Annotated in this window: 11 protein-coding genes; 5 read left to right on the top strand and 6 right to left on the bottom strand. The window is 69.8% G+C overall.

Annotated features, from left to right (window positions below; all coding sequences use genetic code 11):
* Positions 1–69: 69 nt before the first annotated feature.
* Both N8J89_RS12140 and N8J89_RS12135 read left to right on the top strand, forming a co-directional pair.
* A complete protein-coding gene (locus N8J89_RS12140; RefSeq protein ID WP_283664434.1) occupies positions 70–1,056 on the top strand; it encodes an iron-siderophore ABC transporter substrate-binding protein in 987 nt (328 codons plus the stop codon).
* A 15-nt stretch (positions 1,057–1,071) separates the two neighbouring features.
* Positions 1,072–2,067, top strand: a complete 996-nt coding sequence (locus N8J89_RS12135) for an iron-siderophore ABC transporter substrate-binding protein (protein WP_283664433.1) — start codon at positions 1,072–1,074, stop codon at positions 2,065–2,067.
* A gap of 99 nt (positions 2,068–2,166) precedes the next feature.
* On the opposite strand, the gene panD is transcribed toward N8J89_RS12135, so the two are convergent.
* Genes panD through entS form a run of 3 tightly spaced genes read right to left on the bottom strand, consistent with a single transcriptional unit; the run spans position 2,167 to position 4,165 of the window.
* A complete protein-coding gene (gene panD / locus N8J89_RS12130; protein ID WP_252485555.1) occupies positions 2,167–2,589 on the bottom strand; it encodes an aspartate 1-decarboxylase in 423 nt (140 codons plus the stop codon).
* Between the two features lie 37 nt (positions 2,590–2,626).
* On the bottom strand, positions 2,627–2,839 hold the full coding sequence (locus tag N8J89_RS12125; RefSeq protein WP_283664432.1) for an MbtH family protein: 213 nt from the start codon (positions 2,837–2,839) through the stop codon (positions 2,627–2,629).
* 42 nt (positions 2,840–2,881) lie between these two features.
* Positions 2,882–4,165 (bottom strand): enterobactin transporter EntS, encoded by a 1,284-nt coding sequence (entS, locus tag N8J89_RS12120; protein ID WP_283664431.1) that lies wholly within the window; start codon positions 4,163–4,165, stop codon positions 2,882–2,884.
* 267 nt (positions 4,166–4,432) lie between these two features.
* On the opposite strand from entS, the gene N8J89_RS12115 reads away from it, so the two are divergent.
* Positions 4,433–5,638, top strand: coding sequence for a PucR family transcriptional regulator (locus tag N8J89_RS12115; RefSeq protein ID WP_283664430.1), 1,206 nt, complete (start codon positions 4,433–4,435; stop codon positions 5,636–5,638).
* Here N8J89_RS12115 and N8J89_RS12110 read toward each other — a convergent pair.
* Positions 5,614–7,296: a fatty acyl-AMP ligase gene (locus N8J89_RS12110; RefSeq protein ID WP_283664429.1), complete on the bottom strand. Its 1,683-nt coding sequence runs from the start codon at positions 7,294–7,296 to the stop codon at positions 5,614–5,616. The genes N8J89_RS12115 and N8J89_RS12110 overlap by 25 nt on opposite strands.
* Before the next feature lie 290 nt (positions 7,297–7,586).
* Here N8J89_RS12110 and N8J89_RS12105 point away from each other — a divergent pair, with 290 nt between their 5' ends.
* The gene (locus N8J89_RS12105; protein ID WP_283664428.1) at positions 7,587–8,033 is read left to right on the top strand and encodes a hypothetical protein; all 447 of its coding nucleotides are present in this window, start codon (positions 7,587–7,589) and stop codon (positions 8,031–8,033) included.
* On the opposite strand, the gene N8J89_RS12100 is transcribed toward N8J89_RS12105, so the two are convergent.
* Positions 8,030–8,959 (bottom strand): NADP-dependent oxidoreductase, encoded by a 930-nt coding sequence (locus N8J89_RS12100; protein WP_283664427.1) that lies wholly within the window; start codon positions 8,957–8,959, stop codon positions 8,030–8,032. The two genes, N8J89_RS12105 and N8J89_RS12100, sit on opposite strands and share 4 nt — an antisense overlap.
* A 39-nt stretch (positions 8,960–8,998) precedes the next feature.
* On the opposite strand from N8J89_RS12100, the gene N8J89_RS12095 reads away from it, so the two are divergent.
* A complete protein-coding gene (locus N8J89_RS12095) occupies positions 8,999–9,418 on the top strand; it encodes a winged helix-turn-helix transcriptional regulator (RefSeq protein WP_283664426.1) in 420 nt (139 codons plus the stop codon).
* 287 nt (positions 9,419–9,705) lie between these two features.
* Here N8J89_RS12095 and N8J89_RS12090 read toward each other — a convergent pair whose 3' ends face one another.
* Positions 9,706–11,193: an amidohydrolase family protein gene (locus N8J89_RS12090; RefSeq protein ID WP_283664425.1), complete on the bottom strand. Its 1,488-nt coding sequence runs from the start codon at positions 11,191–11,193 to the stop codon at positions 9,706–9,708.
* Positions 11,194–11,207 lie beyond the last annotated feature (14 nt).

The following is an 11,207-nucleotide window of genomic DNA, read 5'->3' as shown; positions in this document are numbered from 1 at the left end:
GGCTCACCAGGAAAGAAGGATCTCCGTATGACGACGCGAACGCACAGGTCGTCGAGTCGGCTCGTTCGTATGCTCGCGGCAGGCGCGGCCCTGGCGCTGGGCCTGTCCGCGTGCGGTGGCGGCGGTGACGCCGGCGCCCCGAAGGACACGTCGGCCGGTGCCGCGCCGGGATACCCCATCACCATCACGCACAAGCTCGGCACCACCACCATCAAGTCCGCGCCGAAGCGGATCGTGACGCTGGGTGAGACCGACCAGGACGCGTTGCTGGCGCTGGGCATCCAGCCGATCGCGACGGTCAAGACGGGCATGGCCGACGGCCTCTCGCCGTGGAGCAAGGCCAAGATCACCGGCGCGGCCCCGCAGCTGCTGACCGCTGGGGACAACGGTTTCGACGTCGAGCAGATCCTCAAGCTCGAACCGGACCTGATCCTGGCCGGTTACGACTACTACATCGACAAGTACTGGAAGAAGCTCAACGACATCGTGCCGACCACGGCCTTCCAGACCGGTCCGGTGGAGGACACCTGGCAGCAGGTGACCCGCCAGGTCGGCCAGGCCGTCGGCAAGTCGGCCGAGGCGGAGAAGCTGGTCACCGAGGTCGAGGGCAAGATCGCCGGCGTGAAGAAGTCCAACCCGGAGCTGAGCGGCAAGACCTTCGCCTTCGGTGTCACCGGGCAGACCGGCACGATCATGGTGCTCAAGTCGCCCGCGGACTCCGCGAGCAAGCTCTTCGGCGAGTTCGGGCTGAGCATGCCGCCGGCCATCCAGCAGCTGCCAGGGGAGAGCTTCGCGGTCGAGGTGAGCGCGGAGAAGTACGACCTGCTGGACCAGAGCGTGCTGATCACCCACTACAACGACAACAAGCAGCACCAGCAGGACGTCGAGCAGAACGCGCTGTTCAAGAAGCTCAAGGTGGTCAGCAAGGGCGGCAACATCGTGGTCGACCTGCCCGAGTTCTACGCCATCCGCAACCCGTCCGCGCTGGGCGTGCCGTGGGCCATCGACAAGATGGTGCCGAAGCTGTCCGAGGCGGTGAAGAAGACGGCTGCCTGATGCCAGACTGAGCTGGTGAGCCTTTCCAGCACAGCGATCAGGAACGGGGCCGCGCTGCTCGTCAGCGCGGCCCTTGTCGTTGCGGCAGGGTGTGGCAGCGCGCCAGAGGCGCCCCCACCCGCCGCGGCGGCCGGATACCCGGTGACGCTGACGCACAAGCTCGGCACCACCACGATCCCGGCGACGCCGAAACGGATCGTGGTGCTGGGCGAGGTGGACCAGGACGCGTTGCTGGCACTGGGCATCACGCCGGTGGGCATGCCCAGGTCGAGGGAGCACCCCAGCGGCATCACCCCGTGGGCGAAGGCGAAGCTCAACGGCGTCACGCCCGAACTGCTGACCGCGGGAGACAGCGGGTTCGACCCGGAACAGGTGCTCAAACTGCAACCGGACCTCATCCTGGCCAACACCGACTACTACCTGGAGAAGTACTACTCGCGGCTGAGCGCCTTCGTGCCGACCACCGCGTTCGAGCTCGGCGCGTACCAGGACGGCTGGCAGGCGGTGACCCGCCAGGTCGGCAAGGCCGTCGGCAAGGCCGCGGAGGCGGACAAGCTCGTCGCCGACACCGAGTCCGCGCTGGCCAGGACCCGCGCGGACAACCCGGCGCTGCAAGGGAAACGGGCCACCATGGCCCAGGCGGCGGGCGCGGGCAAGCTGTACGCGCTGCGCGAGCCGAAGGACCCGGCCGGGGTGCAGCTGGGCGCGTTCGGGCTGCGGATTCCGGAGTCCCTGCAAGCACTTCCCGGCAACTTCGCGGCCGAGCTGAGCGCCGAGCAGTACGACAAGCTGGACGTGGACCTGTTGCTGATCAACTACGACGGCTCGGCGGACAACGAGCGCGAGGTGGAGTCCAACCCGCTGTTCCGCAACCTGCGCGTGGTCAAGGCAGGCGGCCGGATCATCATGACCGGCCTGGAGTTCCACGCCCTGCGCACGCCGACCCCCGGCAACATCCCCTGGCTGATCACCGAGGTGCTGCCCAAGCTGCGCAAGGCCGTCAGCGGCTGATCCCGTTGCCGGACAAGTGAAGGGCGGTCACCCGCACCCCGGGTGACCGCCCTCGGCGGCGTTCGGCACCGGCCCCGAGCCGGTGTCGTCCGCGAGTCCTCAGTGCGCGGCGGCGACCACGCGGCCGGAGAGCTGGTCGCTGCCCGGCACCGGCTCGGCCGGGTCGCTGCCCAGCGCGATGATCCGGTTGTCGGCGTCCACGTGCACCACGTGCGGCACGTGCGCGGCGCGCTCCTCCTCGGTGAACTCCGCGAAGGACATGATGATCACCATGTCCTGCGGGTGCACCAGGTGCGCGGCCGCGCCGTTGATGCCGATCACGCCGCTGCCCCGCTCGCCGGTGATGGCGTAGGTGGTCAGGCGGGCGCCGTTGGTGATGTCGACGATGTGCACGACCTCGCCCTCGACGATGTCGGCCGCTTCCATCAGGTTGGCGTCAATGGTCACCGAGCCGACGTAGTGCAGGTCGGCCTGCGTCACGGTGGCCCGGTGGATCTTGCCGTTCATCAACGTACGCCGCACTTTGGCGCTCTCCTCTTCGCGAACGTCAGTGGCTGGGTCAGTCGGCGGCGCGCATGGCCTCGGCCAGGCTCTTCGGGCGCATGTCGGTCCAGGTCCGCTCGATGAACTCCAGGCAGTTGGCCCTGGTGTCCTTGCCGAAGGCGATCGTCCAGCCGGCGGGCACGTCCACGAAGACCGGCCACAGCGAGTACTGGCCCTCCTCGTTGACGAGGGCGTAGAACGTGCCGTTCTCGTCGTCCAGCGGGTTCATCCACAACTCCTTGCGCGACTGTCCGAACAGCTGAAGCCTAGGTTAGGTAAAGCTAACCTTGCAACCTTCTGTGACGCGTTCGGACTCCTCGGCACTCGGTCCGCTCAGCGTGGCTTTGCGCAGCTCAGGCAAGGCGATCGCGATGCCGACCACGCCCACCACACAGGCTGCGCCGCCGGTCACCAGCGCCATCCCGGAGCCGAGCGCGCGGGACAGCCCGCCCATCACCGCGTTGCCCGCGGCGGTGCCGGTGGTGGCCTGGGCCAGCCACATGCTGCCCACCCGGCCGAGCAGCCGCTCCGGCGTGTAGTGCTGCAACAGGGTGCGGCGCAGGATCTCCGAGATGGTGTCCGCCGCGCCGGCGAGGGCGAGGAACAGCAGCGCCAGCCACAGCGCGGGACTGAGCCCGAAGCCGATGACCGCGAGGCCCCACAACAGGACCGAGCCGATCAGCACCTTGCCGGAGGCTCGCACGGTGGCGGTCCAACCACTGGTCAGCGCGGCCAGGAAGGCGCCGACCGCGGGGGCGGCGTAGAGCAGGCCGGTGGCGAACTCGCCGCCGAAGACCGCCAGGCCCATCTCCGGGAACAGCACGTACGGCATGGCGAAGACCATCGCGAACACGTCGATCAGCAGCAGCCCGGTGACCACCCGGCTCTGCCGCAGGAAGGCGAAGCCCTCGGCGATGGAGCGCACCGGATGGGCGTGCTCGGCCGTGCCGTCCGGGCCGAGCTTGGGCAGGAAGGCCAGCAGCAGCGCGCCGAGCAGGAAGGTGGCCGCGTCGATGGCGAAGCACACCGCGAGTCCCCATGCCTCGGCGATGAACCCGGCCAGCAGCGGGCCGACCATGGCGCCGATCTGGGTGGTGATCGCGGTCAGCGCGCCGGCCGCGGCCAGGTTGTGCTGGCCGACCAGCGCGGGGGTGGCCGCGATCAGCGCGGGCGCGCCGAGGCCGTTGACCAGCCCGGCCAGCACCGCGGTCACGTAGATGACGGTCAGGCTCGGTTCGGCCAGCGCGGAGTTCCAGGCCAGCACGCCGAGCACCGCGACCATGCCGAGCCGGGTGGTCACGATGATCATCCGTTTGCCCGCCCGGTCGGCCAGCACGCCGCCGGCCAGCAACCCGAACAACAGGGCCACCCCGAGCGCCAGGCTGACCAGGCCGACCTGCAGCGAGGAGCGGGTCAGCGCGAAGACCTGGAGGTTGGCCGCGACCACCGTGAGGTTGGTGCCCACCATGGCGATCACCTGCACGGCGAAGACCAGCCGGAACGGTGGGCTGCTGCGCAGCGGGGCGGTGTCGATGACGAGCTGTCCGAGTCGCACCCCCGGAACTTACCTTAGGCTTGCCTAAGTAGGAACCGCCGCGAACGGTTGCGTTCCCCCTGGCCCACCCCGCTCGTTAGTCGGAGTGACGGATGACGCCGACCAGGCGTTCTTCAGCGGGGAGGAACAAATGAGAGCGCTTTCCACAGGAATCAGGGCCGATCATGGGATGTAGTTCTTTCGGAGGATGACAACCCGCCTGATCAGCACCATTGTTGACCCCCTCCTTGAAATGCTTCGACCTCCTACCCGCCATTGGAGTCGGGCGTGAACCAGCTGCGCACGGGCATCGACCCGTGGAAAGGCCTCTCCCGCGATCTCGCGCCGCTGATGCGGGCCGAGGTGCCGGATGTGGCCAACCAGATACTCGGCGAGATCCAACGCGGTATACCCGAGTACTCCCGGCCGCTGGACGAGGCGTTCGGGCAGATCATCAGCGACGGGATCGAGCACGCGCTGATGCAGTTCGTGGACCGGGTGGCCGACCCGGCCGCGGCGCACCCGAAGCGGGCGGAGATGTACCGGCGGCTGGGCCGCGGCGAGTTCCACGAGGGCCGCAGCCTGGACACCTTGCAGCAGGCCTACCGGCTGGGCGCGCGGATCGCCTGGCGCAGGCTGACCGACTTCGGTGAGCGGGTGCACCTGTCGGTGGACACCATGCGGCTGCTCGGCGAGGCGGTGTTCGCGCACATCGACGAGCTGGCGGCGCTATCAGTCGAGGGCTACGTGGCCGCGCAGCAGCGGGCCACCGGCGCCCGCGAGCGCCGCCGCCGTCGCCTGCTGGAGGTGCTGCTGGCCGACCCGCCGAACCCGCGGCACCTGGTGATCGAGCTGGCCGCGGCCGCGGAGTGGGAGCTGCCGGACCGGGTCTGCGCGGTGGCCCTGGAACCGCGCCCGGACCGCCCGCACCGGGCCGAGCCCCGGCTGGACCGGGCCATCCTGGTCGACTTCGAGGGCGGCGCCCCCTGCCTGCTCATCCCGGCGGGCGCGGACCACGAACAGCTGCTGGACCGGCCGCTGCAGGACTGGCTGGTCGCGGTCGGCCCCACCGTGGAGCTGCCCGACGCCGCCCAGTCACTGCGCTGGGCCCGGCACGCGCTGCAGCTGATGCGCGCGGGCACGCTGCCCTCGGCCGAGGTGCAGCACTGCGCGGACCACCTGGCCACGCTGTGGCTGCTGCACGAGCAGTTCCTGCTGGACGAGCTGGCCCGCCGGGTGCTGGCCCCGCTGGCTGAGCTGACCCCGCGCCAGCGGGAGCGGCTCACCGAGACCCTGCTGGCCTGGCTGGAGACCCGCAGTGGCGCGCCGGAGGTGGCCGCCAGGCTGGGCATCCACCCGCAGACCGTGCGCTACCGGATGCACCAGCTGGAGAACCTCTTCGGCGAGGCGCTGACCGACCCGGCGGCCCGCTTCGAGCTGGAGCTCGTGCTGCGGGCCGCCCGGCTCCGTCAGTCGAACCCGCCGGTCAGGTAGCGCTCGCGGGTGGTGGCGCGGCAGATCGCGCCATCGGGCGTGCGCGGCAGGCGGCCGGAGTCCACCAGCACCATCCGGTCGAGGACCAGGCTGTGCCGGGCGGTCACCGCGCGGCGCACCTGGCCGACCACCTGCTGGGTCGAGCACTCCCTGATCCGCTCGGCGACCAGCACGGTGAGCACCCGGTCGAACTCGCGCACGGTGAACACGGCCAGCTGGTGCGCGCGCAGCGCCGAGTGCGCGCCGGCCGCGGTGGCCTCCACGTCCTGCGGGTAGTGCTGGCGGTCGCGCACGGTCAGCAGGTCGGCGACCCGGCCGAGCACGTACAGCTCACCGTCGTCGACCACGCCGAGGTCCCCGGTGCGCAGCCAGCCGTGCGCGGGCGCGGCGGCGTCCTCCAGCCGGTTGCCGAAGGGCCGCTCCCCCGGCTTCCGGCGGCCCCAGAACCCGGGCCCGAGCGAGCCGGAGACCCACACCTCGCCGACCGAGCCGTCGGGCAGCGTCCGCCCGTTGTCCGCGGCCACGATCCGCACCCGGTGACGCGTCGGAGTTCCGCTGGAGAGCAAGGTCAGCGCATCGGGTGACTCCTGCGCACAGGGCGTCGCGCGACCCCGGCGCAGCAGGGCGCGGTCGAACGCGGTGCGCCGGGGCGCGGCGCTGGTGACCGACACCAGGGCGGCCGCGCCGACCGGCCCGTACCCGCAGCGCACCGCCTCCGGCCGCAGCCCGCATTCGGCGAAGGCGGCCAGGAACTTGGTCAGCGTCTCCGCCTGCGCGCCCGCCCCGTCGACGAACAGCGCGCGCACGTGGTCCAGCCGCAGCAGCGCCTTCTCCTGGGCGCCGATCCGGGTGGCGCAGTAGGCGTAGGCGAAGTCCGGCGCGGCGCTGACCGCACCGGGGTTGGCGGTGAGCGCGCGCAGCCAGCGCTCGGGCTTGAGCAGGAACGCGGCCGGGTCCATCAGCACCGCGCGGGCGCGCACCGCGACCGGGGCGATCACCCCGAGCAGCAGGCCCTCGGCGTGGTGCAGCGGCAGCCAGCTGACCGAGGGCGACTGGCCGGGCAGCGCGCCGATGGACTCGACCAGGGTGAGCGCGTTGTCCACCGCGTTGCGGAAGGTCACCTGCACCGCGCAGGGCGAGCCGGTCCAGGTGGGCGGGTATTGCAGGTAGGCCACGTCGTCGCCGGTGTGCCAGGCCGGTTCGACCTCCGCGCCGATGGCATCGGGCAGCGCGTCCACCGCGACCACCTCGGGTTTGCGCAGGCCGTGGCCTTCCAGGAAGGCGTCCACCACGGCCAGCTGGGCGCGGGTGGTCAGCACCAGGCGCGGACCGCAGTCGGCGAACATCGCGGCCAGCCGGCTCACCGAGCCGGGATGCCCGGGCGGGAACAGCGGCACGGCGATGATCCCGGCGCGCAGCGCGGCCAGGAACGCGATCACGTAGTCCGGCCCGTGCGGGGCCAGGATCGCGGCCCGCTGGCCACGGCAGGCGCGGCGCTGGATCCAGGCGGCGACCGCGCTGACCCTGCGGTCCAGCTCGGCCCAGGTGAGCACGCTGGCCTCGCCGACGGGCCGCGGCCCGTGGTGGTCGAGGAAACTCAGCGCCGGCTGGTCCCCGAACCCGGCCGCCCAGCGGTTGAGGTTGTCCGGCAGGGACAATCCGCCCTGGTCCAGCTTATGGAAGAGCTGTTGCGGAATTAGTGAGGCAGCACGAAAAGACCCGATCACAATGTTTTCTCCTCCGACTTCCCCGGATCTGGACGCTATTTATCAACGAGGAAGACTGTCAATACCCAGGAGGTGAACTCCGATGACATTAAGCCGAGCCCAAACGCGGCTCAGTCCCGCCCGCTGAGAAATTTGTGACCCAGGTGACAAGTCGGCTTACACAATCGGGTGACAACGATTGGAAGCCGCGACTTTCCGGGGCCCGTGCCGTTGATCACGACATGGTGGAGTGCCGAACCGAGTCCGAGGCCGCAGTGGCCCTCACCGAGGTGGCCGGGCAGCTGTCCCAGGCGACCGAGGAGACCTGTCCGCACCGCAGGGCGGAGCTGTTGATCGGCATCGCCGAGGCCGTGCAGCGGATCAGCGATGACCTGGAGTGGCTGGTGGCCGCCCAGTACGAGCCGGTGCCACCGCCACGGGCGGAGCACAGCGCCGAGGTGGTGGTCCGGCAGGCGCGACTGGAGTTGTTGCTGCCCAACGACGAGCTGGCCAGCGTGACGGTCAGCCCAGGACTGCGCGGCCCGGAGTGGAACGCGCAGCCCTGGCTGCCATTGCTGCCGATGAACGGCTCCATCCGGCTGGCCATCGAGGCCGCCCTGCGCCGGATGGGCCACGCGGTGACCGAGGCGATGGTGCCCTCCCCGATCACCGAGCACCGCGAGGGCTAGACGGCCAGCACGATCTTCCCGCTGGTGCGGCCCGCCTCGCCGTAGGCGTGCGCCGCACCGGCCTCGGCCAGCGGGAACACCTTGTCCACGTGCACGGTCAACTGCCCCGCGTCCACCAGCGCGGCCAGCTCCCCCAGCCCGAGGTGGTCCGGCTCAACCATCACGTTGTCCGCCCGAACACCGCGCCGCCCAGCCTCGGCCGCCACCCGCTCATCCACCCCCCACAACACCGACACCAGGTACCCACCGGCGCCGAGCACCTCCAGCGACCGAAGAGCCGTCTCCGGCCCCAGCGCGTCCACCACCACATCCACCGTGGACACCGCCTCCTCGAACGGCCCGGCCGTGTAGTCCACCGGCTCGTCCACCCCGAGCGACCGCAGGAACTCGTGCTTGCCCGCACTGGCGGTACCCAGCACATAAGCGCCCCGCGCCTTGGCGATCTGCACCGCCAGATGCCCAACCCCACCGGCCGCCGCGTGCACCAGCACCCGCTGCCCCGGCTGCACATCCGCCGTGTCCACCAACGCCTGCCACGCGGTCAGCCCCGCCAACGGCAACCCGGCGGCCTGGAAGAAGTCCAGCCCGGCAGGCTTGCGAACCAGGTGCCGAGCCGGCGCGGTGACGTAGTCGGCGTAGGCGGTAGCCGTGTGCGGGAAGTACGGCATCCCCAGCACTTCATCCCCCACCCGGAGCCAGGTCACCCCAGGCGCCACCGCCTCGACCACCCCCGCGACATCCCAGCCAACAGCAGTCGCCCGCGCCCCACGCAGGTCCCCACTGGCCCGCACCTTCCAGTCCACCGGGTTCACCCCAGCCGCCCGCACCCGCACCAGCACCTCGGTAGCCGCAGGCTCCGGCCGCTCGACCTCGGTCACCTCGAGCACCTCAGGCCCACCCGGCTCCCGTACCAGCACCGCACGCATCGTTTTCTCCCCATAACTCCATGTGGTACCAAGTCTCTTATGGGAAGTATGCAGGTTGACCCGGACTGGGTCCCCGAGGAGGGGGTGCGGGACGTCTACTCCCGCGAATGCCCCTGCCGCGACCTACTCGACATGCTCGCCGACAAGTGGACCGCCCTGACCATCGGCGCCCTGGAAGACGGCCCGCGCCGCTTCGGCCAGCTGAGACAAAAACTGGAGGGCGTCAGCCAGAAGATGCTCACCCAAACCCTCCGCACCCTGGAACGCGACGGCCTGATAACCCGCACCGTCTACCCCACCGTCCCCCTACGAGTCGACTACGAGCTCACCGAACTGGGCCGCTCGGCCGCAGCCCCCCTGGCCGCAGTCCGAGCCTGGTCCACCGCCAACCTCCCCCAGGTGGTCACCGCCCGCCAAGCCTTCGACGAACGAGCAGCAGAACCCACACAGCCCGTGTGACCCCCGCCGCCAACTGTCCACAATGGACAAGCTCGGCGACCACCCGACCATCGGCCACCCGCCCGAGCGGGCTCGACCGCCTTGCCACGATCGCGCGATCGCCTTGCCACAGCGCGAAACCAGACCTCACCCGCTCGGTGGATTGTGTGATTTTGTTTGGGGGGAGGCCATCCCATAAGCTACCCCAGCGATTGGGCAGGCCTCACCTGCCTGCCCCTTCAGCCCAATCCGGGATGGCCTAGGGGCCCCAAACCAAATCACACAATCCACCGCACACAGCGAAAACCCTAGCAACACCCAGCCACCGCAGCCCCCAAAGGCTCCAACGCAGCCTTCTCCACCTCAGCCAACATCCGCACCCGATCCGCAGCAGTGATCACGCGCCCCCGAGTCACCACCAAACAGATCCGCTGAGTATTGCGAATATCCACCAACGGATCCCCTTCCACCACAACAACATCCGCCCGCTGCCCAACTCCCAACGTCCCCGCCCCCACCGGCATCCCCAAGAACCGAGCCACATCCCGACTCCCAGCCCGCAAAGCCTCCAGCGGAGTCAACCCCGCCCGCACCAGCAACTCCAACTCCTCATGCACGGAAAACCCAGGAAACACATAGGGATTCCCCGAGTCAGTCCCCAGCAACGTCCCCACCCCATACCGATGCTGAGCCCCCACCATCCGCAGACGAGCCGCGAAGTACTCCCGCTGCCGCCGAACCTCCTCCGCCGTCACCGGCACCCACCGCTTCAACGAGTTCGCCCAGTACTCCTGGTAGAACGGCGGCAGGTACTTCATCCGCGGATCCGAAGCGAACTCCTCCGCAGGCGAGGAGTAAACCAGCATCGCCCGCAACGTGGGCGACTGCCAAGACCCGTTTCGCCGCAACAACTCCGCCAGCACCCGAGCCTTCACCGGAGAGTGTGACGCCACCGCCTCCCGCTCGATCTCCCGCACCGCCTTGAACCAGGCGAACGAGTCCGCCGGATCCAACGGCATCCCGGCAATCCGCCGCCGGAACTCCGCCTCCCGAGTACTCGTCGCCAAGCTCAACCCGAACATGTGCTCAAACGTCCGCTGCCCCAAGGCACTCGACTCCGCCATCGACACATGGTCAGAAGCGTGCCCAGCAAACGAAATCCCCAGAACCCGGCACTCATCAGCGACAGCCCGCAGCAACTCCCGCCCCAAGAAGGGATACACCTTCACGAAGTCAGCGCCCCCCTCAACAGCAGCCCGCACAGCCGCTCGCGCCTCCCCCGGAGTCCGCACGATCAACGCCCCGGGCAACACCGAGTCCGGCCCATCGATGATCACACTCCCAATGACCAACCGAGGCCCAAAAACCTCCCCCGCCTCAATCCGCCGCCGAAGATCGTGGTGCTGCGGGAACCCCCACATCTCCCGCAGCCCCACCACCCCGTTCACCAGGCACAACGGCAACGTGATCTTCTCGAAGTAGGCCCCGTGCATGTGCATGTCCCACAACCCAGGGATCACGTACTTCCCCGGCAGATCAAAAACCCGAGCCCCCACCGGAACCGGCAGATCCCACCCACCCACCGCAAGGATCCGATCCGCCCCCAGCACCATCGTGGCATTCCGCCGCACCGGAACCCCCGAGGTGTCCACCACCGTGACGCCCCGCAACACAGTCACCGCAACAGAATCAGCAGCCGCGACCCCAGCACCCAACCAGCTCCCGGCAACCGCGGCCGCCCCGATCCCGCTCAGCCACCCGAGGAACTCCCGGCGACCAGTCCCAGTCTCACTCATGCCCGCAACGCTGC

It is taken from the genome of Crossiella sp. CA-258035 (assembly GCF_030064675.1).
Classification (GTDB): domain Bacteria; phylum Actinomycetota; class Actinomycetes; order Mycobacteriales; family Pseudonocardiaceae; genus Crossiella.
Note: the sequence above shows the minus strand (reverse complement) of the source record. Positions and strands in the feature narration are given on the sequence as shown.